The sequence below is a fragment of the Pseudomonas helleri genome (assembly GCF_045830615.1).
Lineage (GTDB): Bacteria > Pseudomonadota > Gammaproteobacteria > Pseudomonadales > Pseudomonadaceae > Aquipseudomonas > Aquipseudomonas helleri.
Window position 1 is genome coordinate 155,471 of record NZ_CP174501.1, and the last position, 16,949, is coordinate 172,419.

18 protein-coding genes are annotated in these 16,949 nt (G+C 58.9%); 9 read left to right on the forward strand and 9 right to left on the reverse strand.

The features are described 5' to 3' along the window. Window position 1: 1 nt before the first annotated feature. From tauC to tauA, 3 genes are read right to left on the reverse strand one after another with little or no spacing between them, the layout of a single operon-like run. Entirely contained in the window at window positions 2-835 is an 834-nt protein-coding gene (tauC, locus tag ACJJU9_RS00740) for a taurine ABC transporter permease TauC (protein ID WP_048371105.1), read from the reverse strand. Further along, complete coding sequence (gene tauB, locus ACJJU9_RS00745) at window positions 832-1,626, reverse strand: taurine ABC transporter ATP-binding subunit (RefSeq protein WP_407729848.1); 795 nt, start codon at window positions 1,624-1,626, stop codon at window positions 832-834. Before tauB ends, tauC begins: the two co-directional genes overlap by 4 nt. A gap of 27 nt (window positions 1,627-1,653) precedes the next feature. Next, window positions 1,654-2,634, reverse strand: coding sequence for a taurine ABC transporter substrate-binding protein (gene tauA, locus ACJJU9_RS00750; protein WP_407729849.1), 981 nt, complete (start codon window positions 2,632-2,634; stop codon window positions 1,654-1,656). Between the two features lie 498 nt (window positions 2,635-3,132). Between tauA and ACJJU9_RS00755 the strand changes: the two genes are divergently transcribed. From ACJJU9_RS00755 to ACJJU9_RS00795, 9 genes are all read left to right on the forward strand, one after another. Beyond that, complete coding sequence (locus ACJJU9_RS00755) at window positions 3,133-4,482, forward strand: OprD family porin (protein ID WP_048389194.1); 1,350 nt, start codon at window positions 3,133-3,135, stop codon at window positions 4,480-4,482. Between the two features lie 311 nt (window positions 4,483-4,793). Further along, entirely contained in the window at window positions 4,794-5,432 is a 639-nt protein-coding gene (locus tag ACJJU9_RS00760) for a peroxiredoxin (RefSeq protein ID WP_048371098.1), read from the forward strand. A 201-nt stretch (window positions 5,433-5,633) separates the two neighbouring features. Beyond that, window positions 5,634-6,227 carry an NADPH-dependent FMN reductase gene (gene ssuE / locus ACJJU9_RS00765; RefSeq protein WP_048371096.1) on the forward strand — a complete coding sequence of 198 codons (594 nt, stop codon included), beginning with the start codon at window positions 5,634-5,636 and terminating at the stop codon, window positions 6,225-6,227. Between the two features lie 104 nt (window positions 6,228-6,331). Next, window positions 6,332-7,297 carry a sulfonate ABC transporter substrate-binding protein gene (locus ACJJU9_RS00770; RefSeq protein WP_048371094.1) on the forward strand — a complete coding sequence of 322 codons (966 nt, stop codon included), beginning with the start codon at window positions 6,332-6,334 and terminating at the stop codon, window positions 7,295-7,297. A 31-nt stretch (window positions 7,298-7,328) separates the two neighbouring features. Next, window positions 7,329-8,477, forward strand: coding sequence for an FMNH2-dependent alkanesulfonate monooxygenase (ssuD, locus tag ACJJU9_RS00775; protein WP_407729850.1), 1,149 nt, complete (start codon window positions 7,329-7,331; stop codon window positions 8,475-8,477). Between the two features lie 7 nt (window positions 8,478-8,484). Continuing rightward, window positions 8,485-9,291 carry an aliphatic sulfonate ABC transporter permease SsuC gene (ssuC, locus tag ACJJU9_RS00780; protein WP_048390911.1) on the forward strand — a complete coding sequence of 269 codons (807 nt, stop codon included), beginning with the start codon at window positions 8,485-8,487 and terminating at the stop codon, window positions 9,289-9,291. Further along, entirely contained in the window at window positions 9,288-10,094 is an 807-nt protein-coding gene (gene ssuB / locus ACJJU9_RS00785; RefSeq protein WP_048371090.1) for an aliphatic sulfonates ABC transporter ATP-binding protein, read from the forward strand. Before ssuC ends, ssuB begins: the two co-directional genes overlap by 4 nt. A 31-nt stretch (window positions 10,095-10,125) precedes the next feature. Continuing rightward, the gene (locus ACJJU9_RS00790; RefSeq protein WP_003444581.1) at window positions 10,126-10,341 is read left to right on the forward strand and encodes a molybdopterin-binding protein; all 216 of its coding nucleotides are present in this window, start codon (window positions 10,126-10,128) and stop codon (window positions 10,339-10,341) included. A 185-nt stretch (window positions 10,342-10,526) separates the two neighbouring features. Next, on the forward strand, window positions 10,527-10,985 hold the full coding sequence (locus ACJJU9_RS00795) for an REP-associated tyrosine transposase (protein WP_048390913.1): 459 nt from the start codon (window positions 10,527-10,529) through the stop codon (window positions 10,983-10,985). Between the two features lie 92 nt (window positions 10,986-11,077). On the opposite strand, the gene ACJJU9_RS00800 is transcribed toward ACJJU9_RS00795, so the two are convergent. The 6 genes from ACJJU9_RS00800 to ACJJU9_RS00825 all read right to left on the reverse strand — a co-directional run bounded on the left by ACJJU9_RS00800 (window position 11,078) and on the right by ACJJU9_RS00825 (window position 16,949). Further along, the gene (locus tag ACJJU9_RS00800) at window positions 11,078-11,701 is read right to left on the reverse strand and encodes a class I SAM-dependent methyltransferase (RefSeq protein WP_153335948.1); all 624 of its coding nucleotides are present in this window, start codon (window positions 11,699-11,701) and stop codon (window positions 11,078-11,080) included. A 40-nt stretch (window positions 11,702-11,741) separates the two neighbouring features. Continuing rightward, window positions 11,742-12,386, reverse strand: coding sequence for a methionine ABC transporter permease (locus ACJJU9_RS00805; RefSeq protein WP_407729851.1), 645 nt, complete (start codon window positions 12,384-12,386; stop codon window positions 11,742-11,744). After that, window positions 12,376-13,497, reverse strand: a complete 1,122-nt coding sequence (locus tag ACJJU9_RS00810) for a methionine ABC transporter ATP-binding protein (protein ID WP_153372532.1) — start codon at window positions 13,495-13,497, stop codon at window positions 12,376-12,378. Before ACJJU9_RS00810 ends, ACJJU9_RS00805 begins: the two co-directional genes overlap by 11 nt. A 2-nt stretch (window positions 13,498-13,499) precedes the next feature. Then, window positions 13,500-14,291: a MetQ/NlpA family ABC transporter substrate-binding protein gene (locus tag ACJJU9_RS00815; protein WP_048371082.1), complete on the reverse strand. Its 792-nt coding sequence runs from the start codon at window positions 14,289-14,291 to the stop codon at window positions 13,500-13,502. 106 nt (window positions 14,292-14,397) lie between these two features. After that, entirely contained in the window at window positions 14,398-15,753 is a 1,356-nt protein-coding gene (locus ACJJU9_RS00820) for an LLM class flavin-dependent oxidoreductase (RefSeq protein WP_407729852.1), read from the reverse strand. Then, a complete protein-coding gene (locus ACJJU9_RS00825; RefSeq protein ID WP_153332194.1) occupies window positions 15,753-16,949 on the reverse strand; it encodes an SfnB family sulfur acquisition oxidoreductase in 1,197 nt (398 codons plus the stop codon). Before ACJJU9_RS00825 ends, ACJJU9_RS00820 begins: the two co-directional genes overlap by 1 nt.

A 16,949-nucleotide genomic window follows, 5' to 3' on the forward strand; every position in this document is an offset into this window, starting at 1 on the left:
ATTAGTGAACCTGGCCGTGCCACGGCACCAGTTTGCGTTGCAGGGCGCGCAGGCCCATTTCCATGGCGAAGGCGATGATGGCGATCACCAGAATGCCCAGCACCACTACATCCGTGACTAAAAACTGTGCGGCAGACTGCACCATAAAACCCAGGCCGCTGGTGGCGGCGATCAGCTCTGCCGCAACCAACGTCGACCAGCCGACCCCGAGGCCAATGCGGATACCGGTCAAAATATCCGGCAAGGCGCTCGGCATAATCACATGGCGGATCAACTGCCAGCGCGTGGCGCCCAACGACTGTGCGGCGCGGATCTTGGCCGGGTCGACGGTACGCACGCCGGTGGCGGTCGCAATCGCAATCGGGGCAAAAATCGCCAGGTAAATCAGCAGCACTTTCGACAGTTCGCCAATGCCGCACCAGATCACGATCAGCGGCAAGTAAGCCAGCGGCGGGATCGGGCGGTAGAACTCGATCAGCGGGTCAAAAATGCCCCGCGCAATGCGGTTATGGCCGATGGCAATGCCCACCGGCACGGCGGTCAAAATCGCAAAGCCAAGCCCCAGGCCGATACGGCTCAGGCTCGCGCTCAAATGCTGCCACAGGGTGGAATCCATGTAGCCTTTGGTCGCCAGCAACCAGCCTTTTTCCAGCACGGCAGACGGTGGCGGTAAAAACAGCGGTTCGATCAAGCCGGCGGCGGTTACGCCCCACCAGGCAAGGATCAAGGTGGCGAGGGTCAGCACGCTGATCCAGCGTGTGCTCAGGCTGCGCTTTGCCGGGCGCGGCGCGTGAGGTGCAGCAACGGGGGCTGCGGCGACTTCATAACTGCTCATGCGCGCTCCTGCCGCTGGGCGGCACCACGTTGTGAAAACACTCGTTCAAGTACGTGTTCACGGGTTTCGATAAAGCGGGGGTCGGACTTGATCGAGCGAGCGGACTCGCCAGCGTTATAACGCTGACCGAAATCCAGGGTCAGGCGCTCAACAATACGGCCAGGGTTGGGCGCCAACAGAATCAGATCCGTGGCCAAAAACACGGCCTCTTCAATGTCGTGGGTAATCAGGAACACGGGTTTGTCGGTGCGTTTGCACACTTGCAGCAACAGCTCTTGCATCTGTTCACGGGTGAACGCATCAAGGGCGCCGAAGGGTTCGTCCATCAGTAGCACACGCGGGTCGGCCGCCAAAGCACGGGCCAGGCCCACACGCTGGCGTTGACCGCCGGACAGCTCCCACACACGGCGCTTTTCAAAACCTGACAAATCCACCAGCGCGAGCATTTCACGGGCACGCGCTTCGCGTTTGCTGCGTGCCACGCCGGCCAGTTCCAGGCCGAAAGCAACGTTGGCCAAGACGTCTTGCCAAGGCAGCAAAACGTCGTCTTGAAACACCACGCCGCGTTCAGCGCTCGGGCCTTTGACCGGGGCGCCATCCAGAGTGATGCGCCCGGAGCTAGGTTCAACAAAACCGGCAATCAGGTTGAGCAGCGAGGTTTTCCCGCTGCCCGAAGGGCCAAGTGCGACCAGCAGCTGCTGAGGTCCGAGATTGACGGAAATATCCGACAGCACCGGCTCAGCTGCGCCTGGGTACTGTGCGCTGATGCGCTCCAGTGATAACAAGGCCATGACGGTCGATTCCTCAGTTGGCGTGGGTTATTGAGTGACGAACTGGGCGGTCACTGACGGTGCGTAATCCGGCAGCACAGCGTCGACCTTGCCTTGCTCTTTCAGGAAGGCGGCGGTGTCCGTCAGGGCTTTGGTGGTCGGTGCACCCAGCAACACTTTTTGTTCAGCCGCTACCGGGTAAACGTTGCCTTCCAGCAGGCCAGGAATGTCAGCGGCCTTGGCGCCGGAGAGCTTCTCTACCTTGGCGACGTTGCTTGGGTTGGCAACCCAGGATTTAGGGTCCTTGTTGTAGTCGGCGTAGGCATCCAGGGTAACTTTGGCGAATTCCTTGACGATTTCCGGGTGCTTGGCCGCGTAGTCCTTGCGCACAATCCAGGCATCAAAGGTGGGGGCGCCGAGCTTGCCCAGTTCGCCAGAGGTAATCAGCACTTTGCCGCTGTCCTTGGCCACACCCAGTGCCGGGTCCCACACGTAAGTGGCGTCGATATCACCGCGCTTCCAGGCCGCGATAATGGCCGGTGGTGCGAGGTTCAGGATGGTCACTTTGGACGGGTCGATGTTCCAGTGTTTCAACGCTGCCAGCAGGCTGTAGTGGCCGGTCGAGACAAACGGCACGGCGACTTTTTTGCCTACCAGGTCTTGTGGGCTGTTGATGCCGGAGCCGTTGCGGGCTACCAGGGCTTCAGCACCGCCAATCTGGGTGGCGACCAAAAAGGTTTCGACCGGAACACCGCGGGTGATGGCGGCGGTCAGCGGGCTCGACCCCAGGTAGCCGATTTGCACGTCGCCCGAGGCGATGGCGGCAATGATGTCGGCACCGTTATCAAATTTTCGCCAGTTGATTTTGGCGTCGGTAGCTTTTTCGTAAACGCCGTCAGCCTGGGCCACTTTGGCCGGGTCAACGGTGGTTTGGTAAGCCACGGTTACGTCGTTGGCCGCTTGCGCAAAGAAACTGGCACCGGCCAGAGAGAGTGCAGCCAAAAGGCGTAGGGGGGTGTTCAGTTTCATCTGGGGGAATCCTCGGCTGGCGGCCGTTAATTGGCTGGATGCGAGGTTAAATGATCTAAGAATGAGTAAATAAATAACTTTTATGCATTAGCTTATGAAGTAATTGATCCTTCTTAACGTGCGCGCGCACGAGCTTTAACGGGTTTTTCCGGTCGCAGAAAATCGCTTCAGCGCCGTGACATGAACGCTTATTAAAAATTTCATAAAAATCTATTTATAAATAAGACCAAAGGCCGATAGCATCCGCCCGCGTGGTCGTAGGAAATTTCCTTTAATATGCCAATAAGTTATGAAGGATCTTGAAATAATTCTTTTTTGGTTTATAAAAAAGTCTTTAACCTACGCACGCACCGCAGAGGACTAGACAAAGGTCGTAAACCTCAAACGTTACGATTGACTTGGCAGTCACTGTCTGGCGCTAATCGCGCATCTGGAGCACCGAGACGTCAGATTTCGGGCTAAAGAACTACAAAAATTAGAATTCAAAGGAGCAGCACCATGAAGAAGTCCACCGTAGCCGTGGCTGTAGCCCTCGGCTTGCTGGCGCAACAAGCGAGCGCTGAAGGGTTCATCGAAGACAGCAAAGCGACGCTGAAACTGCGTAACTTCTACATCAACACCGACAACCGCGACGCAGGCACTAAAGCTGCAGGCGCTCAGAGCAAGCAAGAAGAGTGGGGCCAAGGCTTCCAGGTGGATTACACCTCGGGCTTTACCGCAGGTACTGTGGGTTTCGGTCTGGACGCTATCGCTCTGCTGGGCGTACGTCTTGATTCGGGCGGCGGCACCAACGGCGCTACCTCGACGTCGTACGGCGGCACTGTGTTCCCGAGCAAGTCCAACGGCAAAGCGGTTAATGACTTCTCAAGCCTGGGCGTGACTGCCAAAGCCAAGTTCTCCCAGACCGAACTGCGTTACGGCACCCTGATGCCGAAACTGCCGGTCATCTCCTATAACGATGGTCGTCTGCTGCCACAGACCTTTGAAGGTGGCCAGGTCACCTCCAACGAGATCAAGGACCTGACCCTGATCGCCGGTCAGATCGAGCACGTTAAAGGCCGTAACTCCAGCAGCAACGAACAAATGTCCATTGGTGGTGCGAACGCTCGTACAGCCAACAGCAACAAATTCGTCTATGCCGGTGGTGACTACAAAATCAACAAGGACCTGTTGGTTCAGTACTACTACGGCAACTTGGACAAGTTCTACAAACAGAACTTCCTGGGCCTGGTCCACAATTGGGCAATCGGCCCGGGCGTGTTGAAGTCTGACCTGCGCTACTTCAACAGCAAAGACGACGGCCGTAATGGTTACGACCCTGCGTACTACAGCAGCGGCAACTACCAGAGCCTGGCGAGCGGCAAAGGCAAGGTCGACAACAACCTGTACAGCGCCTTGTTCCTGTACTCGGTTGAAGGCCACACCTTCGGTGGCGGCTACCAGGTCAGCAACGGCAGCAGCGACTTCCCTTGGCTGAACCAGGGCGACGGTTCGTCGAACTACACCATCACCGACTCGCAAATCCAGAAGTTCGGCCGTGCTGGCGAACGTACCTGGCAAGCACGCTACTCGTATGACTTCGCCAAGGTTGGCGTACCTGGCCTGACCGCCGGTGCTGTGTACCTGCGCGGCAACAACATCGACACTTACAACGCCAGCAAAGTACAAACCAACGATGGCGCAACCGAGTGGGAACGCGACATCACCGTGGCTTACGTTGTTCAGGAAGGTGCTCTGAAGAACCTGGGCTTCATGTGGAAAAACGCCATGTGGCGCAACACCATTGCTGGCCAGCGCAACCAGGACGAAAACCGTGTGATCGTGAGCTACTCGATCCCACTGTTGTAAGTCTGTTGTAGCGAAAAAAAGTAAGACGTAAAAGTAAGAAAAATCCTGCCCGGCGCAATGCCGGGCAGGGTGTTTACCGAAGGGCCAGACGGCTCATTCGTAACACATTGAGTAGTCGCAGCTCCTTGCCGCTCCCCTTGCCTAAACCTGAATCCAGAGTGGACCTGGTGCTTTGTCGCGTCCAATGAAACAGTTTTTAGTATTCCTTTTGGTTCTAATTAAATCGATATTTATTCTTTTTAATTAGTTGGTGGAGCAGGCAGAGTAAGCCCATCACGCCCTGCCACTCACGACAAAAAAGGAGCTGCACCATGAGCCTAAGACTTGGCGATATCGCCCCCGATTTCGAACAGGATTCCAGCGCTGGCACCATCAAGTTTCACGATTGGCTGGGCGACAGCTGGGGCATTTTGTTTTCTCACCCGGCTGATTTCACGCCGGTGTGCACCACTGAACTGGGCTTCACCGCCAAGCTCAAGGATGAGTTTGCCAAGCGTGGCGTCAAGGCCATCGCGCTGTCGGTTGACCCGGTAGACTCGCACCACAAGTGGATTGGCGACATCAACGAAACGCAAAACACAGTCGTCAACTTCCCGATCCTGGCCGACGCCGATCGCAAGGTCAGCGACCTCTACGACCTGATCCACCCTAACGCCAGCGACACCCTTACCGTGCGTTCACTGTTCGTGATTGACCCGAACAAAAAGATCCGCCTGACCATTACTTATCCGGCCAGCACGGGGCGTAACTTCAACGAAATTCTGCGTGTGGTTGATTCGCTGCAACTCACCGACAACTACAAAGTGGCCACCCCGGCCAACTGGCAAGACGGCGACGAAGTCGTGATCGTGCCATCGCTCAAAGACGAAGACGAAATCAACAAACGCTTCCCTAAAGGTTATCGCGCTGTGAAGCCCTACCTGCGCCTGACGCCACAGCCAAACAAGTAACGACCGTATTCATCACCTTCAAAGTCACAGGGTTTTGGCCGTTTCGACGGCCTTTTTTTTGCCTGCCAATTCATATGCGTTTAAGGAATAAACAAATGAACAAATATGATTTATGGATATAAAAAACACCTGTTAAGGTCAGTTCCATCTAAGCGAAAACGCTGACAGAAAATTGAAAAATTTCATTCAAGGAAACCGTAAATGCTGGTTGTGACAATCGGAGGTAGCCCAAGTCAACGCTCCCGTTCCGGGGTGTTGCTGGACCGCGCCAAACACTGGCTCAACCAGAATGGCGTCGAAGTGGTGAGTTACCAGGTACGTGACTTTCCGGCTGAAGACCTGCTGCATGCGCGTTTCGACAGTCCAAAAATTATCGACCTGCTGGAGCAGATTGAGCGGGCCGACGGCCTGGTGATTGCGACTCCGGTGTACAAGGCCTCTTTCAGCGGTGCGCTGAAAACCATCCTCGACCTGCTGCCTGAACGTGCCTTGAGCCACAAAGTGGTGTTGCCCATCGCGACCGGCGGCAGCATCGCCCACATGCTGGCCGTGGACTACGCACTGAAGCCCGTGCTGTCGGCGTTAAAGGCCCAGGAAATGCTGCACGGCATCTTTGCCGAAGACAGCCAGATTGCTTACGGCGAAGGCAGCGCTCAGGCGCAGTTGGTGCCGGTGCTGGAACAACGTTTGAACGAGTCACTGGAGCACTTTTACAGCGCCCTGGCCCGTCGCCCAAAACCGCTGGACCCCGACATCCTCAACGAGCGCCTGCGCACGGCTCGCTGGAGTATCTGAACTTACTCACAACTGTAGGAGCGAGCTTGCCTCGCGATCTTCGGATCTTTTAAAAGATCGCGAGGCAAGCTCGCTCCTACAGAACAAAAATAAAGGAGAGCGCCATGCGCCCTGTCATTTTGCGTCGTGGTTTGGCCACATTGCTGGCTGCAGCAGTGTCATTAGGCGTGGCATTGCAAGCCCAGGCCGATACCGTACGTATTGGCTACCAGAAGTACGGCACGCTGGTGCTGCTCAAGGCCAAAGGCACGCTGGAAAAGCGTCTGGCCGATCAGGGCGTGGACGTGCAATGGACTGAATTTCCGGGCGGCCCACAGTTGCTGGAAGGTCTCAACGTAGGCTCCATCGACTTCGGCGTAACCGGCGAAACCCCGCCCGTGTTTGCCCAGGCTGCTGGTGCCGACCTGCTGTACGTCGCGTACGAGCCGCCAGCGCCGACCAGCGAAGCGATTCTGGTGCCCAAAGACTCGCCTATCACCTCGGTCAAAGACCTCAAAGGCAAAAAAGTTGTCCTCAACAAAGGCTCCAACGTGCACTACCTGCTGGTGCGCGCCCTTGAAGACGCCGGCCTGAAATACACCGACATCCAGACCGTCTTCCTGCCGCCTGCGGACGCCCGTGCCGCCTTTGAGCGTGGCAGTGTTGATGCCTGGGTTATTTGGGACCCGTACCAGGCCGCCGCCGAGCAACAACTGCACGCCCGTACGCTGCGTGACGCGACCGGCATTGCTGACAACCACCAGTTCTACCTGGCGACCAAACCGTTTGCTGAAAAGCACCCCAAAGTCATCGAAACCCTGATCGAAGAGGTGCGCAATGTCGGTGAGTGGGCCAAGGCACACCCTGACGAAGTGACCCAGCAGGTTGCTCCGCTGCTCGGCCTGCCGGTCGATATCACCGAAACCTCGGTGAAACGCCAGGGTTACGGCGCGCAGTTCCTGACCCCGGAAGTGGTCAACGCGCAGCAAAAAATTGCCGACAGTTTTTACCAGCTCAAGCTCATCCCCAAGCCGTTGACGATTAAAGACGTGATCTGGACGCCGCCCGCCACTGCGGCCACAGCCCCTTAATGCTTGCCGTACCCCTTTAGGAGACCACTCCATGAGCCTCAACATTTTCTGGTTCCTGCCTACCCACGGAGATGGCCATTACCTTGGCACCTCCGAAGGTGCTCGCGCTGTTGATCACGGTTACCTGCAACAAGTGGCGCAAGCCGCAGACCGCCTGGGTTTTGGCGGGGTACTGATCCCGACTGGACGCTCATGCGAAGACTCCTGGCTGGTGGCCGCCTCGCTGATCCCGGTGACCCAGCGCCTGAAATTCTTGGTGGCCCTGCGCCCCGGCATTATTTCGCCCACCGTTGCGGCGCGCCAGGCGGCGACCCTGGACCGACTGTCCGGTGGCCGTGCCCTGTTCAACCTTGTCACCGGCGGTGACCCGGACGAACTGGCCGGTGACGGCCTGTTCCTGAGCCACGAAGAGCGCTATCAGGCCTCGGTGGAATTCACCCGCATCTGGCGCCGCGTACTGGAAGGCGAAACCGTTGACTACGACGGCCAGCACATCCAGGTCAAAGGCGCCAAGCTGCTCTACCCGCCGATCCAGCAACCGCGTCCGCCGCTGTACTTCGGTGGCTCGTCAGAAGCAGCGCAAGACCTGGCCGCCGAACAGGTTGAAATGGTTCTGACCTGGGGCGAGCCGCCGGCTGCGGTCGCAGAAAAAATCCAGCAAGTGCGCGACAAGGCCGCCAAGCTCGGCCGCACCGTGCGCTTCGGTATTCGCCTGCACGTGATCGTGCGTGAAACCAACGAAGAGGCATGGAAAGCCGCCGACAAACTGATCTCGCACCTGGACGACGACACCATCGCCCGTGCCCAGGCATCACTGTCGCGCTTTGACTCGGTAGGCCAGCAGCGCATGGCTGCGCTGCACGGCGGCAGCCGCGACAACCTCGAAGTCAGCCCTAACCTGTGGGCGGGCGTGGGCCTGGTTCGCGGCGGCGCGGGCACGGCACTGGTCGGTGACGGCCCAACCGTTGCGGCGCGGGTCAAGGAATACGCAGACCTGGGCATCGACACCTTTATTTTTTCGGGTTATCCCCACCTGGAAGAGTCGTACCGCGTGGCTGAACTGCTGTTCCCGCACTTGGACATCGAGCGCCCGGAACTGCCGAAAAGCGCAGGCTATGTGAGCCCGTTTGGCGAAATGGTCGCCAACGACATCCTCCCTAAAGCTGCGTCGCAGAACTGAGGCGAGAATGAGTACGGCAAAGGCTACAAGCCTTCATAAAATCGCCCACACGTTTGCCCCCTGGGCATTGCCCGTGTTGCTGTTGGCGGTGTGGCAGTTGTCGGTGTCGGCGGGCTGGTTGTCGACGCGGATCCTGCCCTCACCCATTGCAGTGATTGAAGCGGGCGTGGAGTTGGTACGCAGTGGCGAGATCTGGAAACACCTCGCCATCAGCGGTTGGCGTGCCGGTGTGGGCTTCGCGATCGGCGGCAGCATCGGCCTGGCGCTGGGCTTTATCACCGGCCTGTCGAAGTGGGGCGAGCGCCTGCTCGACAGCTCGGTGCAAATGATCCGTAACGTGCCGCACCTGGCGCTGATCCCGCTGGTGATTTTGTGGTTCGGCATCGACGAGTCAGCGAAGATTTTTCTGGTGGCGTTGGGCACTTTGTTCCCGATCTACCTCAACACGTATCACGGCATCCGCAACGTCGATCCGGCGCTGGTAGAAATGGCGCGCAGCTACGGCCTGTCGGGTTTCAGCCTGTTTTGGCAAGTGATCCTGCCGGGCGCGCTGCCGTCGATTCTGGTCGGTGTGCGCTTCGCCCTGGGCTTTATGTGGCTGACGCTGATCGTGGCTGAAACCATTTCCGCCAGCTCCGGCATTGGCTACCTGGCGATGAACGCCCGGGAGTTCCTGCAGACTGACGTGGTGGTCTTGGCCATTGTGATGTACGCGATCCTCGGCAAGCTGGCAGACACTGCCGCCCGAGGTCTGGAACGTGTCTGGTTGCGCTGGCACCCGGCTTATCAAGTGCCAAAAGGCGGTGCCGCATGACAGCTCAACAACCTCCGCATTTGCGTCAGGGCATCCCGCTGGTGGTCAAGGGCCTGCAAAAAGCCTTTGGCGATCGTCTGGTGCTGCGTGGCATCAACCTGCACATTCCGGCAGGCCAGTTTGTCGCCATTGTGGGCCGCAGCGGTTGCGGCAAAAGCACCTTGATGCGCCTGCTGGCCGGGCTTGACCAGCCCACGGGCGGTGAACTGCTAGCCGGCAGCGCGCCGCTGCAAGAAGCGCGTGAAGACACACGCTTAATGTTTCAGGAAGCGCGCTTGCTGCCCTGGAAAAAAGTCATCGACAACGTGGGCCTTGGCCTCAAAGGCGACTGGCGGCCAAAAGCCCTCAAGGCGCTGGAAGAAGTCGGCCTGGCCGAGCGCGCCAATGAATGGCCGGCGGCCTTGTCGGGCGGGCAAAAGCAGCGTGTAGCGCTGGCCCGCGCCTTGATCCACCAACCGCGTTTGCTTTTGCTGGACGAACCTTTGGGTGCACTGGATGCGCTGACCCGCATCGAGATGCAACAACTGATCGAACGCCTGTGGCGCCAGCATGGATTCACCGTATTACTGGTGACCCATGACGTCAGCGAATCGGTTGCGATTGCTGACCGGGTCATCCTGATCGAAGACGGTGAAGTGGGGCTCGACCTCACCGTCGAACTGCCGCGCCCTCGGGTGCGTGGTTCACATCGACTGGCGGCACTGGAAACCGAAGTGCTTCACCGAGTGCTCGCTTTACCTGGCTCGCCACCTGAGCCAGACCCTGTTGCACCGCTGCCTACGCAACTGCGTTGGGCGCTTTAAACCTACTTTTCTCAAGACAGGAATCGACACCATGACCATCAAAGCCATCAACGTTCGTAACCAATTCAAAGGCCACATCAAAGAAATCGTCCTGGGCGACGTACTGTCCGAAATCGACGTACAAACCGCCTCCGGCATCGTCACCTCCGTCATCACCACCCGCTCGGTCAAAGAGCTGGAACTGGTGGTCGGCAGCGAAGTGATCGCCTTCGTAAAATCCACCGAAGTGTCCATCGCCAAGTTGTAACCCATGCCAAGACCCACAACCCCGAAAGGCGCGAGCCCTTCGGGGTTTTTTTATGGGTGAAAAGATCGCGAGGCAAGCTCGCTCCTACAGAGGGTTTTGGACATATTCAGAACCACAGGCGGGGTCCGCTATTGCCGCGACGACACTAACCTTTTTCTTTTGATGCTTATTCACAAGGAAAGGGAATGGCGGATTCGGCTCATGGATGTCGGTTACGAACAGGAAGATATTCCGAAAGTGGCCGTATTTATCTGGTCACTGCAGTGGTGAAAAATCGTGAGCCGTTCTTCAGTGATTTCCTTGTTGCTCGCTTATTGGTCAATGAACTGAAGCGAACTCATCAAGAGCGTTACGTCACATCACTGGCGTGGGTCGTGATGCCGGATCACTTTCATTGGCTGATCGAGCTCAAGCACGCCAGTCTTTCAACGGTGATGCAGCGCACAAAATCACGTGCGGCCATGAGCATTGGCGTGGCACAAGGAAGCCCGCTCAAGCTTTGGCAAAAGGGCTATCACGACCGGGCAATCCGTTATGACGAAGATGTGGTTCATGCTGCCCGCTATATCGTTGCCAACCCCTTGCGGGCAGGCTTGGTCAAGCGTTTGGGTGACTACCCTCACTGGGATGCCATCTGGCTATAAACACACCGCCCCACTGTAGGAGCGAGCTTGCCTCGCGATCTTTTAAACGATCAAAAGATCGCGAGGCAAGCTCGCTCCTACAAAAAAAGGGGTTACTTACGCCAGACACTCACCAGCCATGGTTGCTGATCGCGGGGCAGGCCGGTGGGGCGGTAGTAGTGTTCGAGCTCGGTAAAACCCGCCGCAGTGAGCAGCGCGCGCCAGTGTTCGAGGTCGTGATACGCGCCGTAACGCTGGCCATTCCAGCCTTCTCGGTTGTCGCCGCGCGGGTTGGAGCTGAGCAGCACGCCGCCCGGTTTGAGGCTGGCGTGCAGTTCACTCAGCACGCGCTCAAGCGCTTGGGTCGGGACATGAAATAACGAGGCGTTGGCGAAGATGCCGTCAAAGCGCTCAGCCGGCAGATCTAGCTTGAGAAAGTCCTGGTGCCACACTTCACAGCCGCTGTCTTCGCGGGCCATTTGGGTGAAGCGCTCGGTACCGTCCAGGCCGATGGCGACATGCCCCAAACGGGTGAAGGCTTGCAGGTCGCGGCCAGGGCCGCAGCCGAAATCCAGAATCGTGAACGGCGCCGCGCCCTGAAGGTGGCGCAGCAAGGCGTCGATGTTCTGGCTGACGTCGTGGTCGCGCGTGCCTTCGCGAAAGCCTTCGGCACTCTGCTGGTAATGCGCCAGGGTGGTGGCAGCAATCTGTTCGAGGGTGGTGGGGTCCAGGGTCATTGCAGGCTCGGTCGGCGGCGGTGTTGCCGCCGACTATACCTCAGCGTTTGTTCAGCACACGCGCCAAACGATCGCCGCCGAGCTGAATCACCGCCACCAGCACCACCAACAAAACAATCACGGTGAGCATGACCTGGGTGTCAAAGCGCTGGTAACCGTAGCGGTAGGCAATGTCGCCCAGGCCCCCGGCACCAATCGCCCCGGCCATGGCCGAAGAGTTGATCATGGTGACGATGGTGATGGTAAAACCCCCGACAATGCCTGGTAACGCTTCAGGCAGCAGCACGTGCCTGATGATGTGATGCCGTTTGCAGCCCATCGCCTGGGCAGCTTCGATCAGCCCGTGATCCACCTCGCGCAGGCTCACTTCGGCAATGCGCGCAAAAAACGGCGTGGCGGCGATGGTCAGCGGCACGACGGCCGCCCACACACCGTAAGTGGTGCCGACAATCAGCCGGGTAAACGGAATGAGCGCCACCATCAAAATCAGAAACGGGATGGAACGGAACAGGTTTACAAACGCGCCCAGGGCTTTGTTCAGCGCCGGGGCTTCATAGATGCCGCCCTTGCCGCTGGTGACCAGAATCACCGCCAGCGGAATACCCAGAATCAACGCAATAAGTGACGACACGCCGACCATCAAAAAGGTGTCGATCACGCCCTGCCATAAACGATCAAACCCCATAGCCCAGCACCTCGACTTGTTGTGCCCATTGTTCAGCGCGCTTGCGCAGTTCTTCTGCCCCCAGTGAGGCGCTGGTCACGCTGAGCAGCAGTTGCCCCAAGGCATGCCCCTGGATCTGCTCGACGCCGCCATGGAGCAAACGCACCTGGCCGCCCAAGGCGTTGAACAACGCGCCCAGATCAGGCTCCTGGGCCTGACCGCCGGTGAAGCGCAGGCGTAGAATCACGCTCGATTGCGATGACTGTGGTGTTGCGCTGATACGGTGTTGCAGCGCCTCGGGCAGGTTGTCTTGCAGGGGGGCGAGCAAGGTTTTGCTGACCTCGTGTTGCGGGTCGCCAAACACTTGCCACACCGGGCCTTGCTCCACGACACGGCCTTGCTCCAGCACCACCACGCGGTGGCAAATGTCGCGGATCACCGCCATTTCGTGGGTGATGAGGATGATGGTCAGGCCCAGGCGCTGGTTGATCTCGCGCAGCAAGCCAAGGATCGACTGGGTGGTTTCCGGGTCGAGGGCCGAGGTAGCCTCGTCGCAGAGCAAAATCTGCGGGTCGTGGACCAGTGCGCGGGCAATGCCCACACGTTGCTTTTGCCCGCCGGAGAGTTGAGCCGGGTAGGCCGTGTGCTTGCCTTGCAGGCCCACCAGTTCCAGCAGCTCGCGGACTTTCTGTTCGCGTTGCGGCTTGGGCACACCCGCTACCTTGAGCGGCAGCTCGACGTTCTGCCACACGGTCTTGGCCGACATCAGATTGAAGTGCTGAAAGATCATGCCGATCTGGCGGCGCAACGCCACCAGCTTGTCTTCGTCAAACCCGCCGATGTCGATTTGATCAATCAACACCCGCCCGCTGCTGGGCTGTTCAAGGCGGTTGATGGTGCGAATCAACGACGATTTACCGGCGCCGCTGCGACCAATAATGCCGAAGATCTCACCGCGCTGAATCGCCAGATCAATGCCTTTGAGGGCGTCTACCGGGCCTTGGCGGCCGTCATAAGTTTTGCCCACGCCAATAAAGCGCACGTGGGCGTTGGTCAGCTCCGGGTGCAGTTCGGTGCGAACGGCATCGGGCTGCGGCTCGTCGAGCCGGGCGCGATCAAGGGCCAGGTTCATCGTCAGTTCTTCCAGCCAGGTTGGTACAGGGTGCCGTAGGTTTTATCCAGCGAGGCTTTGACCACCGGTGAGTGCTGGTAAATGTCGATGAACTTGGCCAGGCGCGGGTCGTCTTTGCTCTTGGGCTGGATGACGAACTGAATCACGTATTCCGGGTGGTCGATGCCGTCGAACAGGATTGCGGAGGTGGCATCGAAGGTTTTGGCCAGACGGATGTAAGCCGGGTAGCCCTGCACCAGGTCGGCATCGTCGTAGGCGCGCACCAGTTGCACGGCTTCGACTTGCAGGATTTTCAGTTTTTTCGGGTTGTCGGTGATGTCTTCTTCGGTGGCTTTGTAACCCACGCCAGGTTTGAGCGTGATCAGCCCGGCCTTGGCCAGCAATTGCAGGCCACGGCCACTGTTTATCGGGTCGTTGGCGATGGCCACGGTGGCGCCGGTGGGCAGTTCATCAAAGCTTTTGTACTTCTTCGAATACAGGCCCACGTTGTTGATCACGCCCGGTGCGTACGGCACCAGATCAAAGCCGCTGGCGGCCTTGGCGTTTTCCAGGAACGGGATGTGCTGGAAGTAGTTCACGTCAATGTCACCGCTGGCGAGGCTGACGTTGGGGGCGATCCAGTCGGTGAATTCCACCAGTTCAACTTTCAGGCCTTGTTTGTCCGCTTCCGCCACAGCGGCTTCCAGCGGAATGGCGAAGGCGGCGGTGGTGCCGACTTTGAGCGGTTTTTCGGCGGCGAAGGCAAGGCTGCTGAACAGGCCGAGCGCGAGAACCAGAGCGTGTTTTTTGTTCATGAAATTCATCCGGTCAAAAGGGCATCATTCGGTCTTGTAGGAGCGAGCTTGCCTCGCGATCTTTTGATCTTTAAAAGATCGCGAGGCAAGCTCGCTCCTACAGTTTTTAAGGTCTAAAAGAAGCGCCGGTATGCCGTTCAGGCAGGTGCGCGTCGCCTTCGACAAACAGTTTTTGCCGCAGGCTGCCGGTGTCATAGGCGGTTTTGTAAGAGCCCCGGCGTTGCAGCTCGGGGATCACCAAATCAATGAAGTCGGCGTAGCTTTCGGGCGTGACAATGCGGGTCAGGTTGAAGCCGTCCAGGCCGGTTTGCTCGATCCACGACTCCAGTTCATCGGCAACCTGTTTGGGGGAGCCGACCACGGTGATGTAGCGCCCGCCCAAGGCGTGTTGTTCGAGCAACTTGCGGCGCGTCCAGTCGTTGTTTTGCAGCACTTTGGTCGCGGACTGGATGGCGTTGCTTTTCACGTACTGGATCGGCTCGTCCAGCTCGTAATCGGCAAAGTCGATGCCGGTGGAGCTGGAGAAATGCGCGACCCCGGCTTCGGCGCTGGCGTAGGCCAGGTATTCCTCACGCTTGGCCAGCGCCAGGGCTTCGGTCGGCGCGACGATTACGTTCAGGCCCATAAACACTTTGATGTCATCCGGGTTGCGGCCCGATGCAGCCGCGCTGGCGCGCACCCGGTCAACCTGGAGTTTGGTCGCGGCCTTGGTCTGCCCGCTGATGAACACGCATTCGGCATGGCGCCCGGCAAAGGCCAGCCCGCGGTCCGAGCTGCCCGCTTGAAACAGCACGGGGGTGCGCTGTGGCGACGGTTCGCACAGGTGGTAGCCCTCGACCTGATAGAACTCGCCCGCGTGTTTGACCTTGTGCACTTTGTCGGGCCGGGCGTAGATACGCTGCGCCGGATCGTTGAGCACGGCGTCGTTTTCCCAGCTGCCTTCCCAGAGCTTGTAGAGCACCTCCAGGTATTCGTCGGCCTGGTCGTAACGGCGGTCGTGTTCCACTTGTTCGGTCAGGCCCATGGCCTTGGCGGCGCTGTCCAGGTAGCCAGTGACGATGTTCCAGCCCACGCGGCCACGGGTCAGGTGATCGAGGGTCGACATGCGCCGTGCGAACAGGTACGGCGGCTCGTAGGTCAGGTTGGCGGTCAAACCAAAACCGAGGTTTTTGGTGACGGCGGCCATGGCTGAAACCAACAGCAATGGGTCGTTGACCGGCAACTGGATGGATTCTTTAAGCGGAACATCAACCGACTGTTGATAAACGTCGTAAACGCCGACGATATCCGCGATAAACAGCCCGTCAAACAGCCCGCGTTCCAGCAGTTGCGCCAGCTCGGTCCAGTATTCCAGAGTGTTGTAGCGCGTTGAGGTGTCGCGCGGATGCGTCCACAACCCGTGGTTGATATGCCCGATGCAGTTCATGTTGAACGCATTGAGCAGGATTTTCTTTTTGCTCATCAGATGGTCCCCCGCAGCGGTGGGTTTTCACTGTTGAGGTAGTAGTTACCGACAGCGTGGTACTTCCAGCGCACCGGGTCGTGCAGGGTGTGCACGCGGGCGTTGCGCCAGTGGCGGTCAAGGCCGTATTCGGCCAGGGTGGCCTGGCTGCCGGCCAGTTCAAACAGGGTGCTGGCCGCACTCAGGGCCACTTCGGTGCTGATGGCGCGGGCTTCGGCCACGGCAATCGAGGCGGCTGCGACGGTGCTGGCGGTGGTGTTGGTCTGGGCGATGTCGAGGAACTCGCCGCTACGCTCCAGCAGGGCTTCAGCCGCATGCAGGCGCACGCTTAACTGGCCGAAGCTTTTAAGGGTGAGCGGGTCTTCACTGGCAATGTCGGTGGTGGCGTCGATCCAGGGCCGGGTTTTGTGCCGCACAAAGTTCAGCGCGTCTTCAAAGGCGGCGCGGGCGATGCCGGTGTCGATGGCCGCGTGCAGAATCTGCGCCAGCGGGCCGACCGGCGTCGGGCGTTCAAAGGCGCTTTGAAACGGGATCACGTCATCGCTGGCAACAAACACGTTGTCGAACACCACCGAGCCGCTGCCCGTGGTGCGCTGGCCGAAGCCGCTCCAGTCGTCGATCACGTTCAGGCCGTCGCTGTCGCTGCGCACAAACGCCAGGTGCTGCACGCCGTGGTCATCTACTACCGAGGTCGGAATACGCTGCGCATACAGCGCGCCGGTGGCGTAGAACTTGCGGCCATTGATGCGATAGCCGTGTTCGACCTTGGCCAAATGCGTGGTGCGATCGTGGGCGGTTTTGGTGCCCAGTTCGGCCAGGGCATTGCCAAAGCGCTGGCCGTTTAACACCTCGGTGTACAGCCGTTGTTTTTGCGCTTCGCTGCCGTTTACCCGGAGCACTTCGAGGGCATAGAAATGGTTCTGCGGGATTTGCCCCAGCGAGCTGTCGGCCGCCGAAATAAGGCTGACCACTTCGGCGAGGGTGACGTTGGATACGCCTGCGCCGCCATAGGCCTTGGGCACGGTGATGCCCCACAGACCGGTGTGGGAAAACAGTTCCAGCTCATCAAAAGGCAGGCGCCGTTCGCGATCTCGCACGGTGCTTTCGCGTTTGAAATGGGCGGCCAGCTCACGCGCTACGCTCAGGGCCTCGGCATCGCTCTGGATGACCGGGACCTGTTTGGATATCAGTGACAT